This window comes from Mariniflexile sp. HNIBRBA6329, from assembly GCF_043558645.1.
Classification (GTDB): domain Bacteria; phylum Bacteroidota; class Bacteroidia; order Flavobacteriales; family Flavobacteriaceae; genus Mariniflexile.
This window is the reverse complement of sequence record NZ_JBIFXS010000002.1, coordinates 399,199-425,144: the sequence shown is the minus strand read 5'-3', so window position 1 is coordinate 425,144 and position 25,946 is coordinate 399,199. Positions and strand designations below refer to the sequence as shown.

Below are 25,946 nucleotides of genomic sequence, written 5' to 3'. Positions count from 1 at the left end.
AGGATACCTAAAATAGCTTTTTAAGTCTTTTTAGATATCCTTTTTAATGGTTAAGAAAAACTTAACCATATTTAATTATAATTTAACTCGCCATCTTGGATCGCCAGAAGTAGATCTAGCTACAAATGAGGAATTTACAATGTTAAAGTTATTGTTTTCAGGATCAGCCCACAATCCAGATTGTGAAGTTCCTGCATTTCCAATTGGAATAGCAGCAATTTCTTTTCCTGTTACAAAAAGGAAATCTGTAGTTGTATAGGTGTTTTGAACAGTAAAATTTGTTCCTCCTAAACCGCCACTTTCTGTTCCAACAACAGCAAGGTCAGCACCTGTTTTTGTTCCAGTTGGATCCCAATTATGTCCGAAAATAGTATTCTTAATTTCAATACCATTGGCTACATCATTATTACCAGCACCACCTCTATAACGGAAAATAGTATTGATATTTGCAATAGTACAACTCTCTATAATTACAGATTGAGAAGGTGTTCTACTTACAATTCCTATAGTGATTTTATTAAATGTGCTATTTACAAATTTAAAATTATTTACTCTTGCTGTAGTTGGAGTATTAGGGTCGGTATCACAAGTAAAAATACCATATCCTCCAATATCAAATACAAGCGAGTTTCTAATTTCAAAAGTGCCTATAACAGCATTATCACCTCTCAATCTCATAACACCACGCAAGGTCCCTATCTCACAATTATCAAATAGTACTTCATTAACATTGGTGTTTCCACTTGATGGATTAAATACATAATCTCCATTGTTATCTTCGCCTTTTATTTCTAAGTCGATGAAACGAATATGGTCTATGGTTGCACCGGAAGCAATGTTCCAGTTGCCAGTAGTGTGCAATTCTGCTCTTTTTTCTCCAAAGCCGTATGCTGCTCTAATAGTAATTGATTTATTAAGTGCTGAAGAAGGTAGATCGTAAACGATACCTCTTTTTACTAATATGATAGCTCCATCTGGTGCAGATGATACTGCGTTACTTACCGCAGAAGCACTTTCATCAGCTCTAATATCTATTACGCCTGGGCCATTTGGGTCTATATCGGCTACTTTAGTTTTATAATTTACCCAACCTCTAAGTTCTGTTCCGCTATAAATAGCAATTTGGTATGCTGTATCAGGTTGTAAACCTGTAACAAATGCTTCGCCAGCAGCAAACTCTTCAGGTGTCACCGGTGTTTCAGGAAACAAAGGTGTTGTAAGCCTTAAGTCGGTTGAAGCAAATACTTTCATGCCAGTTACAATTTGTCCAGCGGGTTGCCAAGTTACTCTTGCAGCAACATCTATAACATCCCATGATTTAGGTGAAAATAGAATACTTGGAAATGTTTGGGTCCTAACACCACCTAAATCGGAAACTCTACTATCAAATTCAGCATTTGCTTCGTGGGCAGTTGCTCTTACTTGATATCTTGTATTCCAAAATAATTCTTCTCCAACGGTGTTTTCGTTTATTTCAACGTAATTAGTGTCGGTTTCAATGGTGTATTCAATAGTGTTAAAAGTATCTCTACTTACTTCTAAGGTATAACCAACAGCACCCTTCAGTTTTCCCATATTTACAATAATGGTATTACCTTCTGCAAATAGTGGTTGGTTGAGAACGGGGCGAAACAAACGGGTTTTGTCGTATGTTGCATCATCGTCTTTATCACAAGCGTTAAACATGGTAACGATCAAGCATAAAAACAATACTGTTCTCAGATTAAAAATATTACTCTTACTTTTCATATCTATAAGTATATAAGTTTTTAATTAGTAAATTGATAACCATCGTTAGCAAGTGTTCCTTGGCTACTTTCAATGGCATTAATTGGGATTGGGAATATGTATCTCACAACCCCTGGTTTTGGACCATTATAATAATTTTCATAATCGTTTAAAATCCATTCCTGGTAAGTTGTAGTGTCATTGTGCAGTCTTAATAAAAAGGATTCTCTTATCCAAGTCTCATCTGGTGCAGCCAATACTTTTGTGTCTGGATTTAATACTACAAATTTACCACTTGTATCATTTTTCCAATACATATAGTCTGGACCTGTGCCAGTTCCATTGAAAGCCTTATCAGCTAATACTTTTAAGTCTGCAACAGTTTCTTGTATTTTTTCAGAATAGATACCCCAACGTATAAGTTCGTATTTTCGTATCATTTCACCACCAAATTCCCATGCACGTTCGTCAACAATAGCATCAAAGAATGTTTGCTTAGAAGCAGATATTTGGGTTACATATCCATCTACTTTGGTTGGCCAATCTTCTTCGTTAAAAGCACGTTTTCTTACTCTTTTAAAAGCTGCTTGTGCTTCTGAGGTTGGTCCATTTAATTCGTTTTCAGCTTCAGCATACATTAATAAAACATCTGCATAACGCATCATTGGCCAGTTAATACCGGTGCCTTTTGCAGACTCTCTGCCTGGAGGGGTTGGCAATAATCGTCTGTTCCATTTAGCTTGAGATATATTGATGCCTACATGTTCATTTACATCCTCTACCGTAACTTTAAATAACCCACAAGTTACATCTCTACGTTTGTCTTTGCTATCAAATGATAAATAGTAAGTAGGAGGTATAGCCATATAATTACTTCCAGAACCATAGGCGTGTTTAGCATCTGTTCCTCCATCAACTCGGATACCAATATTCCAACCCACGTCACCACCGCCATTAGCAAATGGTATTTCAAATAGAATATCGTCATCGCCTGCAGGAACAATTAATTTGTTTTGATTTAAAAATATTTGTCCAAAATCTGTTGGTAATGGTCTGTCTTTTAAATCAATTAATTTTTTGCTGTATTGTTTAGCAATAGCATAATAATCTAAATAGTCACTATCTCTAACCATATTTAGTGCTGGGGTTAAATAATATCCACCACGTTGTAAAGCCAAACGTGCAATCATACCTAGAGTATATTCACGACTTACCTGTTCAATTGAATAAGGCAGTGCTTCTCTCCATTGCATATTTGCTTCAACATCTATTAAAGCTTGAATTTCATTAGAAAGAATTTCGTTTCTATTTGTTTTAGGAAAAAAGAAATTGGCACCAGCAACAGGAGCTTCGGTAACATAAGGCACATCACCAAAGTGAAATGTTAGCATGCTATACCAATAAGCTCTTAATGTATGAGCTTCACCTAATAATTGATTAAAGGTGTTTTTTACAACAACATCAGATGAGTTTAAGTTGCCGCTGTTTGTAATTCCTTTTATTGCAATGTTGGCGTCTCTAATAGCTCTGTACGCATAAGTCCAAACAATGTTTAAATCATTATTGGAAGCTAGAGCATCTAAATTCCAGATTTCACGTCTACCATTATCATATTCACCATTATGATATCCAATTTCAATATCCGTACTACCTGTCATGTTATTTGATAACCTTGACCTAAAAGCATCTTGGTTAAAATAAGAGTAAACGGCATTCACACCATTTCTGGCGTCATCAACATTTGAATAGATATAATCGAGGTCAAATGTTGAAATGGAGTCAGGCTCTAAAAAGTCCTTGTCGCATGAAGTAGCTATTATGAAAACAGGTATAATAGCTAAAATAAGTTTAAGTTTCATATCAATTAATTTTTTTATTAAAATGTTAAGTTAACTCCAAAAGTGTACGAACGCGCTCTAGGGAAAGAAGATCTATCTAGCCCTGGAGTAAACGGATTACTACTAGAGTTAACTTCAGGGTCATAACCTGAGTATTTAGTCCAAATAGCAAGGTTTCTACCTGTTGCGAATACTCGAACCTTCGATAAGCCTACTTTAGAGATTAATTTTTCAGGTAAACTATACCCTAAAGTTACGTTATTTAACCTTAAGAATGATCCATCTTCAATAGCCCAATCATGAATAACAGCAGCAGCAATACCATGGCTGGCATGAGACCAGATTTTTTTGCCTTGGTTTATCTCTCTTAATTGATCTAAATCGGTAACAATACCACCAGGAGTGCCGGTGTATGAGCCATCAATATCTAAATAAGTAAATCTATTTTCTAAACTCATAGTTTGTAATAAGTTACCATTATTAACTCTTCTAAACTGATTGAATTGGATTTTACCGGTATTATAAACGTCGTTTCCAACTTGGTAATTAAAGAATGTAGCTAAATCAAAGCCTTTATATCTTACATTTAAGCCAAAACCTCCTTGAAAATCTGGTAACGCATTACCAATAACTTTTCTATCTAAATCATTTATAGCACCATCATTATTTAAATCTTTTAATTTTAAGGTTCCAGGTCTTAAAGTATTACCTACTGTACCAGAAGCATCAGCAATGCCTGTCTTTAAAATATACCTATTAGCCACAGCATCATAGCTTTCAAAATCATCTACAGAGTAAAAACCATCTGTAACAAAACCAAACATGTTACCAATTTTACCACCAAGTTCTAGTTGATAATCGTTTCTGTTTCTAAGATCGGTACTTGCCCAATTAGACTGTGCAAATTTACTTTGCGTACCATCTAATTTTTCAATTGTAAGTACGTTTCTACCTATATTGAAGTTTGCTGATAATGAAAAATCTTTAGTATCAAGAATATAGCCTGTTAGACCAAGTTCGAGTCCTTTGTTTGCTGTACTACCAATATTGGCATATTGTTCATTAAAACCAGTATTAGTTGGTATGGCTTGTGTGTAAAGTAAATCACGTGTTTCGTTTATATAATAGTCGAAACTACCGTTTAAACGTTTCTTAAATATAGTAAAATCTAAACCATAGTTGCTTGTTACAGTAGTTTCCCATGTTAAAAATGGATTATATAACGAACTGCTTTCAGGTTGGTAGTAAAGGTTGTCTACGTTACCAAAACCAGGCCCTCTGTTTGTTGTTCCTTCAAAAAGAAATTGTGTTAAACCAGAACCAATTCTATCATTACCAGTTTCACCATAACTTATTCTTATTTTTAGTTCATCAACAAAATCTACATCTTTCAAGAAATTTTCTTGGTCTAATTTCCATGCAAATGCTAATGCAGGGAAAATACCCAAAGAGTTTTCTTTAGCAAATTTGCTTGATTGGTCTGCTCTAGCGGTAAGCGTAAAGATGTATTTGTCTTGTAATTGGAAATCAAAGCGTCCAAATAAAGATTTTCTATTTGAATCTGTAAATTGACCACCAGAAATTCTATCCACATCACCAAACTGCATGTTAGCAAATAACTCTTTAGGGGTTATAGACAGTCTGAAGTTTTCAGCTCTAATAAAATTAGATTTTCCACCACTTGAAGACACTTCATGACCAACTAAAACGTCTAATTTAGATTCTCCCCAATCTTTTTTATAGTTCAAGGTATTAATCCAACGATAAGAATGGTCATCTCTGTTTGTTCTTTGGCCAAGTGGTAAGCTGCCTCCATTGTTGAACGATTCACTTGTTAAAGGGCCATAAAATCTTAAATCTTCTTGAAATCCTTTAGAACGTGAAAAGGATGATTTTGCAGTGATTTCATCTGTGATAGACCAAGTTAAAGCAGCATTAAATACATAATCGTGTTCTGTTCTTTTTCTCCAATCTTGTTTAACGATATCGTTAGGGTTTTTTAAACCTAAAAGAAATTGTTGAAAATCGTCATCATCGGTTACTTGATTTAAATCAATGTCTAACTCATCAGCAATACCATTAACTGGTCTTGTTTGAACAGCATCTTTAATACTTAACTGTCCGCTTGATGTTCCTGCACCGTCTTTAATAGTGTTTGTTATCCTAGCTTGAGCATCAAATGAAAGTCTGTCTGATATTTTTTGATTTAATTTAAAGTTAATAGCAGTTCTTTCGTAAGCTGAACCTGTTAGTAATCCTTCATCAGCATTGTGGGATAAGCTTAAATTCATTTTGGTTAATTCAGTACCACCTCCAATAGATAGGTTATGGTATTGAGATAGCCTTGACCCACCAAATAATTCATCTTGCCAATCGGTTGGTTTTCTGTTTTTGTAAAGCTCTATATCGTCATATTTACCGAAATACTTTTCAAACCCTTCAATAGCTGTTTGACCTCTTAATGCTTCGTATTCGTAATTAGCTAACACAAATTCGTAAGGGCTTAAAACCTTATATTTTCTATCTTGAGGTAATTCGTTAAATTGATAATAGTTATTGTAGTTTATTGAAGTTTTTCCAGCAACAGGAGATTTTGTAGTTACAACAATAACACCATTAGATGCTTGAGCACCATAGATAGCAGTTGCTGCAGCATCTTTTAAAACGTCAATACTCGCAATGTCATTAACAGGTATGTTATCAATACCACCAACAATAAAGCCATCTACAACAAATAGAGGACTATTGTCTTGAGATAAAGATGTACCACCTCTAACTCTAATTCTAATTTCTGCACCTGGTTCACCATCGGCGGAAGTTACGTTTACACCAGGTAATCTACCAGAAAGTGCTTCAGCAGCACTTGAAATTGGAATGGTTGAAAGTTCTTTACTACCTATACTAGCACTAGAACCAGTCATGTCTGCTTTTTTTACTTTTCCGTAACCGTAATCAATAAGTACAATCTCGTCTAGTTGACTTACATCAGTTTCCAAAGTTATATTAATTGAAGTTCTATTGTTTACAGCAACTTCTTGAGATTTATATCCAATATAAGAGAAAACGATGGTAGCATTGGAAGCGACATTGTTAAGCGTAAACTGTCCATCAAAATCAGTAGAAGTACCGTTAGAAGTTCCTTTAACCAATACGGTTACTCCTGGAAGTGGCCCACCTAATTCTCCGCCATCAGTAACTACACCACTAATCGTTATTTGGCTTTGTGCATGCACGTTACCTAAGCAAAATAAAAAGGCTCCAATGAATAAAGCTAAATAAGCCTTATTAAAGTTCGTTATTTTTTTTCTGACTTTAGGGAAAGAAAAAAGATAATACAATAAGGATTTGTTTGTCATAAATAGTTTGTTTAATAGTTAATTTTTGTTGTTGGTATTACTGTTAAAAAAATAATGAGCTATGTATAATAATAGATTGCACTTTAATTTAAGCAAATCAAAAAATACTTTAATTTACTTAAAGAAAAATAGATTTCTCAATCATGAACAGTCCTCAATTTAAGTCAATTAGCGCTATTCAAAGGATGTTTAAAGATGTAATCGATTGCCCAAATATAAATAATATTTGTCACAAAGCAAATTTTTAGAAAAGATTAACAATTATTTTTTTTGGAACGATAATAATTTGTTCTAATTTAATCATATGTAATAGCCTTAAGTATCAAACAAATGTCAAGTTTATTTTGACTTAAAATAATAATATAATCGAGTTTCAGAAAAATTAGCGCGACATATTTATTATTTTATAAGATGCAAGTTTTTACATGTTCTTTTTAGAAACTTTGCTAAGTGCGTAAGAAAATAAACAGGCTCTTTAAATGATAACGTTTAATTTTGAATCTTGTCTAAAAATTGAAAAATCTCACTTGTTAAAAATGTTAATTATTGATTTATATTTATAAATATAGTGTATTTTATACGATATTTTTACTTTATCTATTGAAATATAAAGAATAATATTTTTGTTTTACAGGTTATAGAATCGACCGTAGTTCAAAATTATACATAAAAAAACGTTAATTATCTGACCTTGCTACACTATAATACTTATTTATAGGTAATCGATTGTGCAATCTAAATTACTCTTTATATTTTGTGTTACTTAAATATTAATATTTAAAACTAAATTAAAATGAAAAAACAATTACTTTTATTTACACTACCATTGTTGTTATTAACGGCAACTATGCAAGCCCAAATTAAATATTGGGATTTTGGAGCCAAAGATCTAGGTGCGGGATATAATAATATGATGCCTTTAAATTATTTAAATGCCTTTGCTAATTATAACAGACAAATTGATTGGGTTGATGGTAGCGGTACACCCGTAACCAATTATGCAGACGGGATACAGTATGCTGCTAAAGCTGGTTTTGAAAATGAGAATGGACAAAGCTCTTATTCTGTTTATTTTTCAACTTTCAATTCGAATTACGCAAGTTTTGACGGCAGTGCTCGTTTTCAAGTCACTTCTAAAAGTTCATCACCAAACCCTCCTAATGGTACTTTGTTAAGTGGTAATAGTCTGTATACCAAACCACAATTAATGCCCGATTTAGATGGTACGGTAGATATGGTATTTTACAAAGACAGTAATAGTGATAGGTTGATAACAGTAAGAGATGATATTACACGTTTTGATGGTTCTGGATTTGATACAACTCCAATAGCTGGAACTGATTATAGACGTTTAACAATGCCAGATGGTATGAATCCTGATGCCTTTCCTGGTTGTTTGCAATTTACAACACCAGGAGAAAAAAGATATAATACTAGTGGTAGATTTAGAGGTTTTCTTGTGAATTTACAAGCCAATGAGTATTTAACAGTGGTAGCTTCTGGTCAGTATGTAGATATTGAAGGAAATGGTACTTTAGGCTGTAGTACAGGTTGGTTTTCCTTTGAATCTTATGGAGGAACAGGTACTCCTGTGTTAATAGAGGATAAAGGAGCTGGTACTGGAGCCTTTGATTGTAGTGGTCTTTCAGGAGGAGATACTGGTGATGAGGCTCCTAGAGTTATGGAATTTCGAGCTGTTGGGGCGCAAACATACAAGCTTGCTTATAGAGGAGGTACTGTAAGGTTTTACAGAATGTATATTAGTTCTACCTCAATAAAAAGTGCTGTACAAGCTGAATTAAATGCAGCTTTGAGTGTTAATGATGTGGCATCAACAGTTACAACTGATGTACATGCCATTGGTGACAGAATATTTGTATCAAACGTAAAATCTAGTACAGAAGTTAAAATATACGCTATTACTGGTGCTTTAGTTAAAGAGTTTAAAACAACTAGTAATATGGATTTTGCTTTCAAATCTGGTTTGTATATAGCTACGATTAAAACAGTTGAAGGCCAAAAATCTGTTAAGCTTTTATTGAATTAATTTATATTCAATATATTATATAAAATTTTATTTAAAGAGAGAATGTCTTGATAGGCATTCTCTTTTTTTTCTTATTCTTCCTCTGTACTTAATCGTTTAAAAATTGCAATTGAACGAAAACACATGTTTTTTTAATAATTATTTATTTCAGATTTAATTTGTATTAAAAAAATATATAAATTAGGCAATCGATTACAATAAAGTGATCGAGTAAACTAAAACTTATAAAACATGAAAAAACAATTACTTTATTTTATTTTACCAATGTTGTTAGTTACAACATTATTAACTGCTCAAGACCGCACTTGGGAAATAGGTACAACCTCTACAAGTTGGCCAGCAGATCTTGCTCAAATGACTACTGGTGAGCAGGTTATAGATGGGTTGACTGTGGCCGCAGTTTCTGCTACATTTGGAGCTATGAGACCAGCGCCTTCTGGTTTTACTTTTAGTGATGGTTATACGCCTGATAATGAGTGGCCAGGAAATGGTAGTAGTCAAGGTGATGGACTTACTCCAGCAAGACGCTATTTTTCTTTCCCAGTATCTGGGCCCTCTACAATAAAAGTTTATTTTAGGGTTAATGGTACAGGAGGTCGTGCATGCGTGGTGAGTGACGGTACTGCTGAGCTAGGTCGTGCAACCTCTGAAGATTCTAGTGTCCCTCTTCTTTTAACAACTACTTATAATGGTACTGGAGGTACTATTTATGTATGGGCTACTTCTTCAATCAATTATCATAAGATTTCAGTAGTTGATGGTGTACTTGGTGTAAATGACAATACATCTCCAGTTTCAACAAACGTACAAGCTATTGGAAATAGAGTTTATGTATCAAATGTGAAAACTGCTTCTGAACTAAGTATTTATAGTATTACAGGAGCTTTGGTAAAATCATTTAAAACTAATAACGATATGGATTTTAGTTTTAAATCTGGTTTATATATAGCTACTATTAAAACAGCAGAGGGTCAAAAATCAGTAAAATTATTAGTAAAATAAATTATTATTAGTATAAATTCTTAATAAGGATGTGCTTTTGCATGTCCTTTTTTTGTTCAATACTTTTAGATGTTTATTTATATAATTGGTCAGCGTTCAAAAATAGCACCTAATTATTCTTAATTTATTAATATTAGCAATGTTATTTAAATTCAATTAGAACTTATGCAAAAACGTTTTTCCGGGGTTGTAGTGCCAATGGTAACGCCACTTAATAAAAATTTTACAGTGGATGTTGTTGCTGTAAAACGTATTGTATCGCTTTTTGCAGAAAATAATATCCATCCATTGGTATTAGGTACTACTGGAGAATCTAGTTCAATAAGTGAATTGGAAAGTTTTCGATTAGTTGAAGCAGCGGTTAAAGCAAAAGCAAATAATCAATGTGTTTATGCAGGCTTAGTAGGGAATCAGGTTGATGATTTGGTACATCGTGGTAATTTGTACATAAGTTCAGGAGCCGATTGTGTGGTGGCAACATTGCCATCATATTATGGGCTTACTTCAAATCAAATGATGCTATTTTACAAAACCTTGGCCGATGAAATTTATGGGCCTTTGATGATGTACAATATAAAAGCTACCACCCAAATGTCTATTCCGTTTGAAGTGATTGTAGCATTGTCTTCACATCCCAATATTTGGGGATTAAAAGACTCCGAGCGTGATGTAGAGCGTATGGAACTACTCATTAAAACATATAAAAACAATCCGGAATTTTCATATTTCTGTGGCTGGGGCGCTCAAAGTGCCGGGAGTTTAAAACTAGGGGCCGATGGTATTGTGCCAAGTACAGGTAACTATGTGCCGGAAATGTATAAACACTTACACGAGGCTGCTCTTAATAAAGATTGGGAAAGCTGTGATAATTGGCAACAAAAAACCGATGTTATAGCACAGCAATATCAAAAAGACAAATCATTGGGCGAGTCGCTGGCAGTTTTAAAAGCATTGATGCATAAAAAAGAACTATGCAATAAAACCATGATGCCACCATTAACCGAGGTGGAATAACCAAACCAACTAAAAAACTAAATTATTATGCTGAATATTCATTGGATAGATATCGTTATTGTAATCGTTTCAGTATTATTTACACTAGGGGCTGGCTTTTATTTTGCAAGCAGGCAAAAAAGCTCAGACCAGTATTTTTCAGGAAGTAAAACCATACCCGCTTGGGCAATTGGAATTTCCATTTTTGCAACTTTAATAAGTAGTGTTACCTTTTTGGCATATCCTGCGGCGGCTTATAAAGCCAATTGGATTTTATTGGTTCAAGGTTTAATGGTGCCTATTGTCTTGGTTTGTGTTATTTGGATTATTGTGCCATTATTCCGAAAAGTAATCCGTTTAAGTACTTACGAATATTTTGAACGTCGTTTCGGTGTGTTTGCACGCATGTATAGTTCCATTGCCTTTATATTAACGCATTTCTCTAAAATGGGAACCGTATTGTATTTGGTGTCATTAGCCTTAGCCACCTTAACAGGATTGGATGTAACAACTTATATTTTAATGTTAAGTACCGTAATTATCCTGCTCACTTTGTTAGGAGGTATGGAAGCTGTTATTTGGATGGATGTTATTCAAGGTTTTTTACTGATAGGGGGCGGATTGCTGTGCGTGGGTATTTTATTGTTTAATTATGAAGGAGGCGCAGGAAACATGTTAAGTGAAGCTGTTTCTATGAAGAAAATTGATTTTGGACCTTACGATTTTAACTTTACAAAACTCACATTTTGGGTTTTGGTAATAAATGGCGCTTTTTACGCATTACAAAAATATGGTACCGATCAAACCATTGTACAACGTTATTTAGCTGCCAAGAATGATAAAGACGCTAAAAAAGCAGCTTATATAGGTGTGTTTGCAAGCGTGCCTGTATGGGCATTATTTATGCTAATAGGCTCGTTAATATTTGTATTTTATAATTCAGGAGGAGCTATATTACCGGATGGTATAAATGCAGACCAAGCATTTACTTATTTTATAGGAACAGAATTACCAGTAGGAGCCGTTGGTTTAGTGTTAGCGGCATTAATAGCTGCGGCAGTTTCCAGCTTAGATTCTGATATGAATTGTTTAGCAGCCATCGGAGTTGAAGATTTCTATCAACGTTTTAAACCAAACTGTTCTGATAGAGACCGATTGGTTGTGGGACGATTATTGGTTCTTTTTTCAGGTATAGCTATGTCAGCAGTGGCACTTCTGTATGCTTCTTGGAGTGGCGAAGGTGTTTTAGGTGTCGTATTTGAGTTGTATGCGATATTTTCAGCAGGTATTGTGGGTATTTTTCTTTTAGGATTATTTTCAAGACGAGCTAATAAACAAGGTCTGTATGTGGGTTTGGCTGTATGTATTGTTTTCACAGCTTATGCTGTTTTAACAACTACAAAAATAGCCGGGACATTAATTATAGATTTAGGACAATATAATTTCCCTCACCATAAATATATGTTAGGTGTTTACAGTCACCTTATTGTGTTGGTTGTTGGCTACTTTGCAAGTTTTCTGTTTAAATCGGAAAAAGCCGATGATAATTTAACTTTTTACGGATATTTAAAACAGAAGAATTAATTAAATTAAAAAATGAATTCAATTACATTATTACAACCAGGTAAGATTGTTTTTGGTGAAGGTTCCTTAAAAGAACTTTCAAACGATGCCATTTTAGAAAATTCACATAATATTTTGTTTTTGGTTGCAACACCATTGTTGGAAGCTGTAAAGCCTATTGAAAAAGAGCTTCAATCTAAAAGCAAAAAAATTTCGTTAGTAGAATATGCCTATGTTGGAGAACCTACCTTTTCTCAATTTGATGAATTATTACAAGCCAATAAAACATTTAAACCTAATTGTGTTATAGGTATTGGAGGTGGTAGTGTGTTAGATTGTGCCAAATTACTGGCTGCTTTAATAAATAATACCCAAAAATTAGAAGATATAGTTGGAATTGGTTTTTTAAAGGAAAGAAGCATAAAACTCATTTGTATTCCAACAACATCGGGAACTGGTAGTGAAGTATCACCCAATGCGATTTTATTAAACGAAGATACCCAAGCTAAAAGCGGTATTATCAGTCCGTATTTAGTCCCAGATGCTTGTTATCTCGACCCTGCTTTAACGGCTAGTTTGCCAGCTAAATTAACAGCCGAAACGGGAATTGATGCTTTATCTCATTGTATTGAAGCCTACACCAATAAATTTGCACATCCAACGGTTGATATTTATGCATTAAAAGGAATCCAGCTTATTTCTGAAAACCTTCAAAACGCCTATGAAAACGGAAACGATATAGAGGCACGTTCAGCAATGTTGTTAGGTTCTATGTATGGTGGTTTGTGTTTAGGTCCTGTAAATACGGCGGCTATTCATGCACTTTCTTATGGTTTGGGCGGAAAATTCCATATTGCTCATGGGTTGTCAAACGCTATGTTAATGCCAGAAGTATTGCGTTTTAATTTGCAAGCAAATCCAAAACGTCATGCCGAAGTTGCTAGAGCTTTAGGTGTAACCATTTCGGGAACTGATGAAGAAGTAGCTTTAGCAGGTATAGAAAAAGTTGAAGCATTATCAAAAGTTTGTAACATTCCACAACGATTAACAGTTATTGGTGTTACAGAAAACGATATAACTGAACTAGCAGACATAGCAATGAAAGTTACACGATTATTAAAAAATAATCCAAGAGAAGTAACTAGGGAAGATGCCATAACTATTTATAAAAAATTACTTTAAAATGAAGCCGAAAATAGGAATCTCAATGGGCGATCCCGCAGGAATTGGCCCAGAAATAATCATAAAAACATTAGCCTTAAAAGACCTTTACAGTCGATGCAGCCCTTTAGTTGTTGGTGATGCTGAAACGATGCAAAATGAAGTAAAAGCATTAAAATCGTCATTGAAAATAAATGCGATTCAAGATGTAAAAGATGCTAAGTTTGAACACGGCACTATAGATGTTTACGATTTAAAAAACGTTGATACCAAAGAATTAAAACCAGGAGTTGTAACTGCCATGGCAGGAAAAGCAGCTTTTGAAGCGGTTATAAAAAATATCGAATTAGCTTTAGCCAACCATATTGACGCTACGGTTACAGCGCCCATAAATAAAGAATCCATTCACAAAGCAGGACATAAATATTCGGGACACACCGAAATTTATGCCGATTATACAAACACCAAAAAATTCGCGATGCTTTTGGCCGATGAAAACTTCAGGGTTATTCACGTAAGTACCCATGTGTCATTACGTCAAGCTTGCGATTTATGTAAAAAAGACCGTGTATTTGAGGTGATTACCTTGTTGGATGATGCTTGTAAAAAATTCGGCATTAAACAACCTAGAATTGCTGTGGCAGGCTTAAATCCACATGCAGGTGAAAACCAGTTGTTTGGTGATGAAGAAGTTGATGAAATCATTCCAGCCATTGAAGAAGCCAATAAGTTAGGTTACACCGTTGAAGGCCCATTTCCTCCAGATACCATGTTTGTAAAAGCGGTGCAAGGTAAGTTTGATGGTTGCATTGCCATGTATCACGATCAAGGGCATATTCCTTTTAAATTGGAAGGGTTTAAATGGGACAATGAAAAAGGCACCATGAAAAGTGTAAAAGGCGTAAACATCACTTTAGGATTGCCTATCATTCGAACATCCGTAGACCATGGAACAGCTTTTGAAATTGCAGGTCAAGGCATCGCTTCAGCAGATGCCATGTTGGTTGCTATTGATTATGCTATTGTTATGGCTAAACATAAAAAATAATGATTTTTGTTTTAGCAGATGATTTAACAGGAGCCGCCGAAATTGCAGGAGTTTGTCTTCGCTATGGCGTTGACGTTTCTTTTGGTATTGATACAATTCCTGATAAAGAGGCGACTGTAAATATCATAGCAACAGATACGCGTTCGATGATAGAAGATGAAGCGTATGAAATTCATTTTCATTTAGCCGAAGAAATAATTTCAAAAGAAAATTATACCATATTTAAAAAATGCGATTCGGTATTACGTGGCCATGTTCTAACGGAGCTTTCCGCATTAATTGATGTAACAGAAAAAAAAAGTATTTTACTTCAACCTTCTAACCCAGAAGGAAATCGTTGTATTAAAAAAGGAGTTTATTGGGTAAATGATAATCTTATAGAAAATACTGGATTTGCTACCGACCCAGATTTTCCTTCTAAAACATCTTTGGTAAAAGAGTTACTTTTAGATAGGAGTTCAAAAAAGGAGTCCCTCGAAATTTTTACTGGCATTATCCATAAAATTAAAACAAAAGGTCTTTTTATTCCTGATTGTAGTTATGTTGAAGATTTATCAAAGTGTATTAATTTATATCATGAAGACAACATTGTAGGTGGAAGTGCTGCTTTTTTTGAACAATTTCTCATTAAAATGAAGCTGGCAACATCAACAGTAAAGGAAAACAAACATAGCTTTACAAACAATTATTTACTGCTTTCAGGAAGCACACACCCTAAAAGTATAGCGTTTTCAAAAACTATTGAAAAAACCAATTGTCCTTTGGTTGTTTTCCCTGAAGCGCTTCTTGAAAATAAACTAGATAAAAAAGTTCTGAAGAATTTTATAGATGAAGTGTCTTCTATTTATAAGGATAAAAAAAAGTTGGTTTTAAGGGTTTCAAATACAATTGTTCAATTGAATAACAAGTCCCTAAATTTAAAATCGCGATTGAGTTTAGTTGCGAAAAACCTAATAGAGACTTCAGATATTAATGAGATTTTTATTGAAGGTGGCGCCACAGCTTATGATTTACTTGATGAATTACAATGGAAATCGTTCACACCCATTGCAGAACTTGCTTCAGGTGTGGTGCGTATGCAATATGATAACAACCCTAAAAAATATATAACCATAAAACCGGGTAGTTACCAATGGCCAAATGGTTTATTAAATTAGTATATTTAGAATTAGATTAAAAATTTCAATGAAAATATTAAAAGGAATAGCATGGAATCATACACGAGGGTTTACCTCGGTAGTAGCAACAGCACAAAGGTTTGAAGAGTTAAATCCCGATGTTAGAATTACATGGGAAAAACGCTCGTTACAAGCCTTTGCAGATGCTTCTTTAGGTGAATTAACAGCCAACTACGATTTGTTAATCATGGATAATCCGCATGTGTCCATTGCCGCAAAAGATAAAGTGCTTTTGCCTTTTGACGACTATTTAGATGCCGAATTCATAAAAGAATTGGCTAATAACAGTGTTGGGAAATCACATGATAGTTATCATGTGAATGGTAAACAATGGACGTTGGCAACCGATGCAGCAACCCCCATTGCAACATGGAGAGAAGATTTGGTAAGTAAATACAATGTGCAAATTCCTAAAACTTGGGAAGAACTGATGAAGTTGGCAAAAACAGGAAAAGTGGCGTTTGCATCCATACCAATTGATACGTTGATGCATCATTTTATGATGTGTATCGCTTTAGGAGCCGAGGTTTTTGAAAGTAAAACGGAAGTGGCGCCACGCCAAATAATGGTTGAAGCTATCAAAACCTATAAAGAACTATTGGATTTAGCACCATCATTTTGTTTAGAAATGAATCCTATTAAGATTTATGAACGCATGACGCAAACGGATGATATAGTTTACAGTCCGTTCAATTATGGCTACTCAAATTATTCGAAAAAGAATTATGCCGACCATGTTTTAAAAGCAGGAGGTTTGGTAACTTTTAATGGAAAACGACTGCGTTCTACTTTAGGAGGTGCAGGTATTGCAGTGTCTTCAAAAACAAAGCATGCTGAAGTTGCTATGAAATATGCCGAATTTACAGCTTCAGAAAAAGTTCAATCTGGTTTGTATTTCGAATTTGGCGGACAACCAGGGCACAGAAAAGCGTGGTTAAATGACGATGTAAACAATCAATGTAAAGACTTTTTTAAGGATACATTACAAACTTTGGATGAGGCAACAATGCGTCCGCAATATTACGGCTATATGCATTTTCAAGATGAAGCAAGCCCTGTAATTCATGAAGCCATGACAGGAAAAACCTCTATTGAAGCAGCGGTAGATAAGATGAATGAAATCTATAAAGAATCTTTAACACATTAATAATAAATGAAGCCATTAGAAGGTTTATTGGTTTTAGAATTTGCCCAGTTTTTGGCAGGTCCTTCGGCGGGTTTAAAATTGGCCGATTTAGGAGCACGTGTTATTAAAATTGAACGTCCTGTAAAAGGTGAAGCTTGCAGGCAGTTAAGCATTAAAGATTTGTTTGTAGATGAAAGTAGCATGCTATTCCATACCATCAACCGAAATAAAGAATCCTTTGCTGCCGATTTAAAAAATCCAGACGATTTAGCGCAAGTAAAAAAACTAATCGCTAAGGCAGATATTATAACGCATAATTTCCGCCCTGGCGTTATGGAAAAAATAGGCTTAGCGTTTGAAGATGCATTAGCTATTAACCCAAAAATTATTTACGGTGTTATTACTGGTTATGGTGAAAAAGGGCCTTGGGCAAAAAAACCGGGACAAGATTTATTGATTCAATCGCTTTCGGGTTTAACTTGGTTAAGCGGAAAAAGCAGTCAAGGGCCTGTGCCTTTTGGTTTGGCGGTAGCCGATTTAATGTGCGGGAATCATTTTGTTCAGGGTATTTTAGCAGCGTTACTAAAACGAGCTAAAACGAATAAAGGTGTTTTAGTTGAGGTAAGTTTGTTAGAGTCTATTTTAGATGTTCAGTTTGAAGCCATCACCATATTTTTAAACAATGGTGGAAAATTGGCCGATAGAGGAAACGTTCGTGGTAGCGCGCATGCCTTTTTAAGTGCACCTTATGGTATTTACGAAACCAGTAATGGCCATTTGGCATTGGCAATGGGCGATTTGCTATTACTAGGACGTATTCTTGAAGTTGATTTAAGTAAATACACCAATAAAAAAACATGGTTTAGGTCGCGTGCAGCCATTCGAAAAATATTAAGTAAAAAAATAGTTACCAAAGATTCAGATTATTGGATTAAAGCTTTGCGGGAAAAAGGCATGTGGTGTGAAAAAGTATCGGATTATAACGATTTAAACCATCAACCTTTCATGAACGATTTACAGTTGAAACAAACCGTTAAAAATTCTGAAGGAAAAGAAATGCTAACCACGAGACTTCCAATAAAGTTTGATGAAACTATTTTAAGCAGTGCTAAAGCAGCACCAAAAGTAGGAGAAAATAATGAGAAGATTTACGAACAATTTTTAAATAATTAATGAAACCATTAGAAGATTATTTAATAGTAGATTTTAGTCAGTTTTTGTCAGGACCATCAGCGAGTTTGCGTTTGGCAGATTTAGGAGCTCGTGTTATTAAAATTGAAAAACCTGGAACGGGTGATATTTGTCGTACACTATATACTTCAGATTTGATAATGAATGGTGAGTCGTCCATTTTTCATACCATCAATAGAAATAAAGAATCCTTTGCAGCCGATTTTAAAGATGCAGCAGATTTGAAAATTATAATGAAACTATTGGCTAAAGCCGATGTCGTGATGCATAATTTTAGACCCGATGTTATGAAACGTATCGGTTTAAGTTATGAGGATGTAAAAGCTATCAACCCAAAAGTGGTATATGCTGAAATTTCGGGTTATGGCAACCATCCCGATTTAAAGGATAAGCCTGGTCAAGATTTATTGTTACAATCCATGACTGCCTTAACATGGTTAACAGGCAACCAAAATGATGGTCCGGTGGCTATGGGATTATCCATTGTCGATATGTTAGCAGGTGCTCATTTAGCGCAAGGTATTTTAGCGGCGTTGTATAGAAAAACAGTCAATAATTCGGGTGCTTTGGTGCAGGTAAGTATGCTAGAATCTGCTATCGATTTTCAGTTCGAAACCATCACCACTTTTTTTAACGATGGAGGTGAGTTACCTGTACGAACCAAAAGCAATAATGCGCATGCCTATTTAGGTGCGCCGTACGGAATTTATAAAACCAATGATGGTTTTTTAGCCTTGGCTATGGGTTCTATTCCTGTGTTGGCACAACTTTTAAAATGTGATGCTTTATTGCAATTTCCTGAAAATAAATTTGGGTTAAGAGATAAGATTAAAAAAGTATTAGCAACACATCTTAAAACCCAAAGCACAGACTATTGGTTAGCCATTTTAGAACCTGCTGATATTTGGTGTGCTAAGGTTTTAAATTATCAAGAGCTTTTTGAGGAAGAAGGATTTAAAATTTTAGATTTTGTCCAGAAAGTCACGATGGGCGATGGATATTCGTATGAAACGACCCGATGTCCTATAAAAATTGATGGCGAAATATTTAAATCAAGTAAAGGTTCGCCAAAACTTGGTGAGCACAACGAGAAGATTTTAAAGGAGTTAATGTAAATGGATAAGATAAGAATCGCAGTTCGGAAATTTGAACCTTTCGAAACGACTTTAATAAAGTTGTGGGAGGCATTTAGTTCTGAAAATAATTTGAGTATGGAGGCAGAAATGGTTCCGTTGGAACTTCACGATTTATATGAAGAAACACTCACTAAAAAAGGCCTGCAAAATGGCGATTGGGATATAGCCCACATAAATACCGACTGGATTTTTGATGCTGTAAATGCCAAAGCAGTTGAAAATTTATCACCACTCATAGCGCAAAATCCACCTCGGAATTTTCCAGATGGTTGGCACGAATCATTACTGCACCTTCAAGAAATAGATAATCAAGTTTACGGATTGCCATTTCACGATGGACCAGAATGTTTAATTTATAGAAAGGATTTATTTGAAGATGTTTCAGAAAAAGAAAACTTCAAAAATCAATATGGTTACGAATTGCAACCACCAAAAACATGGGAACAATTCAATCAAATAGCTGAATTTTTCAACAGACCAACTGATAATCTTTACGGTTGCGTCTTTGCTAATTATCCTGACGGTCACAACATGGTCTTCGATTTTTGTTTGCAATTATGGACACGTGGCGGTTCGTTATTAGATGACAATAATCAAATAAATATCAATAAACCTGAGGCAATTCAGGCATTGGATTTTTACAGACACACAGTAAACAATCCAATAACAACACATCCCAAATCTAAAAAATTTGGCTCGGTAGAAGCAGGTATGGCATTCGCAACTGGAGAAGCGGCTATGGCAATAAATTGGTTTGGATTTGCATCCATGTGCGAAGTTATTGAAGCTTCCAAAGTGAAAGGAAAGGTTGATATTGCAGAATTACCACATGATGAAAACCATAATTCAGCATCACTAAATGTCTATTGGTTATATGTCATAGGTTTGGGAAGCAAGCATAAAGATTTAGCTTATAAATTTTTAAAATTTGCTACCACGCCCGAGAGTGATAAATTATTGACCAAAGAAGGCGGTATAGGCTGTAGAAAATCAACTTGGAATGATACCGAAATCAATAAAACCATTCCGTACTATCACAAGTTAAGTATGCTTCATGAAAATGCACTAACATTGCCACAAACTCCTGTATGGCCAAAAGTTGCTGAATTGATTGACCACATGGTATTAAAAGCCATTGATAGCAAAATACCTTCGGCTCAATTGTTAGAAGAAACTCAAAATAACATTCAAAAAATACTATAAAAATGACTGTTACTTATAAACCATTATTACCAGAAACTGAGCAACCCATTATCATTATTGGTGCCAGCGGTATTGTAAAAGATGCACATTTACCAGCTTATAAAATGGCAGGTTTTAAGGTATTTGGAATAACAAACCGCACCATTTCCAAAGCACACGATATGGCGAAAGCTCATAACATTCCTCATGTTTTTGAAAATGTAGCCGAAGCTGTAAAGCATGCTCCCAAAAATGCGGTGTACGATATTACCGTGTTGCCAGACCAATACATTGAAATTTTAGAACAATTACCCGATGGAGCTGCGGTACTTATTCAAAAACCCATGGGTAACGATTACAAACAAGCTAAAGAAATTGTTGCCGTTTGCGAACGTAAAAATTTGGTAGCAGCCATCAATTTCCAATTGCGTTTTGCATCGTTTGTAAGTGCTGCTAGAAACATCATCAATCAAGGACTAATAGGCGATTTGTACGATTTAGAATTTAAAGTCACCGTAAAAACGCCTTGGGAATTATTTCCGGTAATCAAACAGCATCCGAGGTTAGAAATATTGTTCCACAGCGTACATTACATCGATTGTATTCGTTCATTTTTAGGCAATCCAAAAGCAGTTATGGCAAAAACGTGGAAGCATCCTTTAAAAGATTTATCCTCATGTCGTTCAACCATTATTCTAGATTATGGCGATACATTAAGTGTAAAAATAAACACAAATCACGACCACGATTTCGGCATCAATAATCAAGAGAGTTACATTAAATGGGAAGGAACCAAAGGAGCCATTAAAGCAAAAATGGGACTTTTAATGAATTATCCCGATGGCTTACCAGACAAATTCGAGTATATCATTACAGAATCGGGTAAAGATTCAGAATGGAAAACTCTAAACCTTGAGGGTTCATGGTTTCCAGAGGCGTTTGTTGGCACCATGTCAAACTTAATGCGTTTCAAGGAAGGTTCAGACAAGGTATTGCACGCAAGCGTTCAAGATGTTTTAGGTACCATGAAAGTAGTAGAAGCTTGTTATGTAAGTAACAACAACGGAGGCGTTCAAATAAACGATTTTAATTAGGGCGTTACCTTTATCCTGAAACAAGTTCAGGAACCAGGTCGGGCTTTACGCTGTATCTTTTGTTTTTTGTCATTCCTGCGTAGGCAGGAATCCACAACACAGAAAAAGTTAATCCTAAAATTTGGGTTATGTTTTTGAATAAAACAAAAGGATGCCGCTTCAATCCCTAACGCACAGCGAAACTATAAAACAACTTAACAAATAAACTATCAACGGTTAAACAAATAAAAAGATTATGTATTTCAAATCAACATTTTTCGAAGATTATCAATTAAACGAAAAACGAGTAACCTTAGGAAGAACCATTACAGAAACCGACTTTGTGGTGCATGCAGGACATACAGGCGATTTCTTTCCACATCATATGGATGAGGAATGGTGCAAAACACAATCTTTTGGGCAGCGTATTGCACACGGCACCATGATCTTTAGTATCGGTATCGGGTTAACAGCTTCAGAAATAAACCCAGAAGCTTTCTCAAAAGGGTATGATCGCATGCGTTTTGTAAAACCCGTTCATATTGGCGATACCATCCATTCAGAAATTACCATTTCAGAAAAGGGAGATGCAAAAAGACCAGAAATGGGAACAGTTACTGAACATGTAGAGATTATTAATCAAAGAGGAGAAGTTGTATTGGTTTGTGATCATTTGCTTCTTGTGAAGAGAAAATCATAAAAACAATAACAACTAACCAACTAAAAACTAAATAAAATGAGTACACCAAATTCTTTATTAGGAACACTTCTTCATGCTGTAGGAGGTATTTCTGCAGCAAGTTGTTATTTACCAAGTACCAAAACAAAGGGCTGGTCGTGGAATACATTTTGGTTGGCACAATCCATTTTTGCTTGGTTAATAGTGCCAACGGTTTTAGCGTGGTTAACAGTGCCAAATTTCTTTTCAATAATTGCAGAAGCACCTTCAAAACCTTTTTGGATGGCACTTTTTTTAGGTGGTATTTATGGCTTTGGCGGTATGTCTTTTGGTAAAGCTATCAATCATATTGGTTATTCTTTAACCTATACCATTGCTATTGGTATTTCTGCAGTAGTGGGCACTATTATGCCACTTATGGTTTTTGGTGGCTTGGGAGATTTCTTTACAAAGCCAGGAGGAGGTATTGTGCTTTTAGGGATGCTATTATCTATCGTTGGTGTTATTATATGTGGATGGGCAGGTTTTAAAAAAGAGAAAGATTTAGATGCTGATAAGCTTAATAAGGCAGGTTTTAACATGATGTTGGGTTTGGGCTTAACCATTATTGCCGGTGTTTTATCAGGAGTGTTTAATTTATCGTTAGAATACGGACAGCCTATCGCAGATATGGCAGCCGAAAATGGAGCTGGACAATTTGAAGGAAATGCTAAATTGGTAGTGTCAACTTTAGGATGCTTCATTGTAAATTTTATATGGTATATCATTGTTGGGTTTAAACAAAAAACCATAACAGAATTTTTACCTAATAAAACTGATAATGATAAGAAAGATAATAGTCTTATTAGAAACTGGTTGTTGTCATCATTAACAGGCTCGTTATGGTGTTTACAGTTTTTCTTTTACGGATTAGGGCATGTTAAAATGGGCGACTATCAATTTGCTAGTTGGGTATTGCACATGTCGATGCTTATTTTCTTTAGTTATATAGTTGGTGTGATTATGAAAGAATGGAAGAACGTTAAAAAAGAAACTTATGCAATTCTAATTGTTGGGTTGGTTGTGTTGATTGTATCGTTTTGCGTAACTAGTTTTGGTAGTTATTGATAAACTTATGTTTTATCATCTGACACAAGTTAGGGTGGTTTGGCATTTTATTTGTGGGCTTTGTCATATAATAAAATTATTTCAAAAGAAAATTAAACCTTTCAACAGGATATCAGTCATATTTAACATGATTTAATTTGAGGGATTTTATTTTTTAGATATCTTTGAGTAATCGATTGCACTGAATTGTTGATGAGTAAGAAAAATATAAAATATAACCACCTTTTGATACCTATACTTTTTGTGGTTGTATCAGGGGTTTTAAATAGTCAAACAGTTTCAGAAAATTTAGGGAAAAATCAAAATACAGAATGGATAATTTCTAGATTTCTTAATAAAGAATTTCAAAATATAAAAATTAGTGGCAATCCAAAGATGGTTAATTCGCCATATGGCAAAGCAGTTTATTTTGACGGTATAGATGATGCGTTTTTTTTAAATGAAGTGCCTCTTAAAGACATGGATGAATTTACTGTTGAAATGATTTTCAACCCTGCTATTGATGGCGATTTTGAACAACGTGTCGTTCACATGGGAGAAATATCAGGGAATCGTATGTTGCTTGAAATCCGTGCAGTAGATAATAGTTGGTATTTTGATGGTTTTGTAGCTTCTGGAGAGAATAAGTTAGCGTTAATTGATGAGAAATTAATTCATCCGCTAGGGCAATGGTATCACGTGGCTTTGGTGGTTACAAAAAACAGTCTTAGTACTTATGTGAATGGAAAGCTTGAATTGACAGAGTCTTTTTCTTTTAGTTCTATTGAGACTGGGCAAAGTTCAGTTGGTGTTCGTTTAAACAAACGTTCGTGGTTTAAAGGAATTATTTATAAAATAAAAGTATCGCCTAAAAAACTTAACGTTACTGATTTTATGAGTTTTAAATTATAATTAAAGTCAAAATTCCTAATGAAGCCAACTAACCACATATTTCTAATTTTTATTTTCCTCGCATTTGGATTTAAACTTCAAGCGCAACAAAAGCTTTCAGAAGAAAAAGTTGTTGAAACGATGTTGAAAGCTACCGAGTTTATGGTAGAAAAAGTAAGTACCAATGGTGGTTTTGTTTGGCATTATATGCCCGATTTCTCACGCCAATGGGGAGAAATGGAAGCCTATAAAACCATGATTTGGTTACAGCATCCAGGAACTATAAGTATGGGACATGTGTTTATTGATGCCTACAGAGCAACAAAAAACGAATATTATTATAAAGCAGCAGAAAAAGCAGCAAGAGCTATAATTTGGGGGCAAAGTCATGAAGGTGGGTGGAATTATATGATTGATTTTGCAGGAGACCGTTCACTTAAGCAGTGGTACAATACTATAGGGAAAAATGGATGGCGTTTGGAAGAATTTCAGCATTATTATGGAAATTCAACATTTGATGATGATGTAACTACGGATGCAGCTCGTTTTCTGTTAAGAATGTATTTAGAAAAAATGGATCCAACCTACAAACCAGCTTTAGATAAAGCTTTGGATTTTATTTTGAAAAGTCAATACCCCAATGGTGGTTGGCCACAAAGATACCCTTTAGTTAAAGGTTATGAAAAACCAGGCTTTCCAGATTACACACCATTTTATACCTTTAATGATGATGTTATATGGGAAAACGTAAATTTTCTAATGCAATGCTATTTGGTATTAGGTCAGGAACGATTTCTTGAACCCATATATAAGGGTATGAATTTTTATAAAATATCTCAGGATGCCTGTGGAGCTTGGGGGCAACAAGTAGATATGGATATGAAAGCGGCAAGTGCAAGAACTTATGAGCCTGCTGCATTTTTACCAGGAGCAACCTGTGAAAATGCATTGCTATTAATAAAGTTTTACCAATTAACAGGCGATAAGCAATTTCTAGAAGGTGTTCCGAAAGCTATTAAGTGGTTAGAAGATGTAAAATTACCTGCAGATAAAATTGAAGGTCATCGCACACATCCAACATTTGTAGATGTTAAAACCAACAAACCAATTTATGTACATCGTAAAGGTTCTAATGTAATATATGGAAGCTACTACATTGACGAGAATGACAAGAATTTGCTGTCTCACTACTATGGAAAAGGATTTGTAAATCTTCAAGAGTTAAAAGATGAATATAAAAAAGTTTTAGAACTTTCTGTTGAAGAAGCAACTAAAGATTCACCATTAAAACCAAAAGAGTTTCAACAAAAAGGGACGCCTCAAAGTTTTTATGATTTAAATCGATATGTATTTAATTTCAAAATTGATGATTCTAAAATAATAGAGGTCGTAAATGAACTTGATAATGAAAACCGTTGGCTTTCTAAAGGAGCCTACATAAGCAATCCATATATAGGTGATGGTAAAAATACAGAATTAACCAATGAATATGCTACAACTAGAGTTGGTGATGAAACAGATACGTCACCATATGCTGATAAAACAGACCAAAAATATATTTCAACAGGAACCTACATAAGAAATATGAAGTTACTAATTAACTATATACAATCTAAAGAAATTACAAATAAATAATATCAATAATAAATTAAATAAAAATGCTAAGAA

19 protein-coding genes are annotated in these 25,946 nt (G+C 34.6%); 16 read left to right on the top strand and 3 right to left on the bottom strand.

Features of this window, described 5'->3' with window-relative positions:
- Positions 1 to 75: 75 nt before the first annotated feature.
- The 3 genes from ACGK9U_RS04475 to ACGK9U_RS04465 are packed head-to-tail and all read right to left on the bottom strand — an operon-like array spanning position 76 to position 6,922.
- Positions 76 to 1,749 carry a DUF4957 domain-containing protein gene (locus tag ACGK9U_RS04475; protein WP_394465161.1) on the bottom strand — a complete coding sequence of 558 codons (1,674 nt, stop codon included), beginning with the start codon at positions 1,747 to 1,749 and terminating at the stop codon, positions 76 to 78.
- Between the two features lie 20 nt (positions 1,750 to 1,769).
- Positions 1,770 to 3,587: a RagB/SusD family nutrient uptake outer membrane protein gene (locus ACGK9U_RS04470; protein ID WP_394465160.1), complete on the bottom strand. Its 1,818-nt coding sequence runs from the start codon at positions 3,585 to 3,587 to the stop codon at positions 1,770 to 1,772.
- A 17-nt stretch (positions 3,588 to 3,604) separates the two neighbouring features.
- The gene (locus ACGK9U_RS04465; RefSeq protein ID WP_394465159.1) at positions 3,605 to 6,922 is read right to left on the bottom strand and encodes a SusC/RagA family TonB-linked outer membrane protein; all 3,318 of its coding nucleotides are present in this window, start codon (positions 6,920 to 6,922) and stop codon (positions 3,605 to 3,607) included.
- A gap of 793 nt (positions 6,923 to 7,715) precedes the next feature.
- Here ACGK9U_RS04465 and ACGK9U_RS04460 point away from each other — a divergent pair.
- From ACGK9U_RS04460 to ACGK9U_RS04385, 16 genes are all read left to right on the top strand, one after another.
- The gene (locus tag ACGK9U_RS04460; RefSeq protein WP_394465158.1) at positions 7,716 to 8,969 is read left to right on the top strand and encodes a T9SS type A sorting domain-containing protein; all 1,254 of its coding nucleotides are present in this window, start codon (positions 7,716 to 7,718) and stop codon (positions 8,967 to 8,969) included.
- A 231-nt stretch (positions 8,970 to 9,200) separates the two neighbouring features.
- A complete protein-coding gene (locus ACGK9U_RS04455; protein WP_394465157.1) occupies positions 9,201 to 9,971 on the top strand; it encodes a T9SS type A sorting domain-containing protein in 771 nt (256 codons plus the stop codon).
- Positions 9,972 to 10,136: 165 nt separating this feature from the next.
- Positions 10,137 to 10,985, top strand: coding sequence for a dihydrodipicolinate synthase family protein (locus tag ACGK9U_RS04450; protein WP_394465156.1), 849 nt, complete (start codon positions 10,137 to 10,139; stop codon positions 10,983 to 10,985).
- Between the two features lie 27 nt (positions 10,986 to 11,012).
- A complete protein-coding gene (locus ACGK9U_RS04445) occupies positions 11,013 to 12,548 on the top strand; it encodes a sodium:solute symporter (RefSeq protein WP_394465155.1) in 1,536 nt (511 codons plus the stop codon).
- Between the two features lie 12 nt (positions 12,549 to 12,560).
- On the top strand, positions 12,561 to 13,709 hold the full coding sequence (locus ACGK9U_RS04440; RefSeq protein ID WP_394465154.1) for an iron-containing alcohol dehydrogenase: 1,149 nt from the start codon (positions 12,561 to 12,563) through the stop codon (positions 13,707 to 13,709).
- A 1-nt stretch (position 13,710) separates the two neighbouring features.
- Positions 13,711 to 14,736 carry a 4-hydroxythreonine-4-phosphate dehydrogenase PdxA gene (gene pdxA / locus ACGK9U_RS04435; protein WP_394465153.1) on the top strand — a complete coding sequence of 342 codons (1,026 nt, stop codon included), beginning with the start codon at positions 13,711 to 13,713 and terminating at the stop codon, positions 14,734 to 14,736.
- Positions 14,736 to 15,893 carry a four-carbon acid sugar kinase family protein gene (locus tag ACGK9U_RS04430; RefSeq protein ID WP_394465152.1) on the top strand — a complete coding sequence of 386 codons (1,158 nt, stop codon included), beginning with the start codon at positions 14,736 to 14,738 and terminating at the stop codon, positions 15,891 to 15,893. Before pdxA ends, ACGK9U_RS04430 begins: the two co-directional genes overlap by 1 nt.
- A 28-nt stretch (positions 15,894 to 15,921) precedes the next feature.
- On the top strand, positions 15,922 to 17,061 hold the full coding sequence (locus tag ACGK9U_RS04425) for an extracellular solute-binding protein (protein WP_394465151.1): 1,140 nt from the start codon (positions 15,922 to 15,924) through the stop codon (positions 17,059 to 17,061).
- 6 nt (positions 17,062 to 17,067) lie between these two features.
- Entirely contained in the window at positions 17,068 to 18,213 is a 1,146-nt protein-coding gene (locus ACGK9U_RS04420) for a CaiB/BaiF CoA transferase family protein (protein WP_394465150.1), read from the top strand.
- Positions 18,213 to 19,346, top strand: a complete 1,134-nt coding sequence (locus ACGK9U_RS04415; RefSeq protein WP_394465149.1) for a CaiB/BaiF CoA transferase family protein — start codon at positions 18,213 to 18,215, stop codon at positions 19,344 to 19,346. The genes ACGK9U_RS04420 and ACGK9U_RS04415 overlap by 1 nt, the downstream gene beginning before the upstream one ends.
- The gene (locus ACGK9U_RS04410) at positions 19,347 to 20,570 is read left to right on the top strand and encodes an ABC transporter substrate-binding protein (RefSeq protein ID WP_394465148.1); all 1,224 of its coding nucleotides are present in this window, start codon (positions 19,347 to 19,349) and stop codon (positions 20,568 to 20,570) included.
- A 2-nt stretch (positions 20,571 to 20,572) separates the two neighbouring features.
- The gene (locus ACGK9U_RS04405) at positions 20,573 to 21,643 is read left to right on the top strand and encodes a Gfo/Idh/MocA family protein (protein ID WP_394465147.1); all 1,071 of its coding nucleotides are present in this window, start codon (positions 20,573 to 20,575) and stop codon (positions 21,641 to 21,643) included.
- A 235-nt stretch (positions 21,644 to 21,878) separates the two neighbouring features.
- Positions 21,879 to 22,322: a MaoC/PaaZ C-terminal domain-containing protein gene (locus tag ACGK9U_RS04400; protein WP_394465146.1), complete on the top strand. Its 444-nt coding sequence runs from the start codon at positions 21,879 to 21,881 to the stop codon at positions 22,320 to 22,322.
- Positions 22,323 to 22,358: 36 nt separating this feature from the next.
- Positions 22,359 to 23,408, top strand: coding sequence for an L-rhamnose/proton symporter RhaT (locus ACGK9U_RS04395; RefSeq protein WP_394465145.1), 1,050 nt, complete (start codon positions 22,359 to 22,361; stop codon positions 23,406 to 23,408).
- A gap of 225 nt (positions 23,409 to 23,633) precedes the next feature.
- A complete protein-coding gene (locus ACGK9U_RS04390) occupies positions 23,634 to 24,299 on the top strand; it encodes a LamG-like jellyroll fold domain-containing protein (RefSeq protein ID WP_394465144.1) in 666 nt (221 codons plus the stop codon).
- A gap of 18 nt (positions 24,300 to 24,317) precedes the next feature.
- Positions 24,318 to 25,913 carry a pectate lyase gene (locus ACGK9U_RS04385; RefSeq protein ID WP_394465143.1) on the top strand — a complete coding sequence of 532 codons (1,596 nt, stop codon included), beginning with the start codon at positions 24,318 to 24,320 and terminating at the stop codon, positions 25,911 to 25,913.
- Positions 25,914 to 25,946 lie beyond the last annotated feature (33 nt).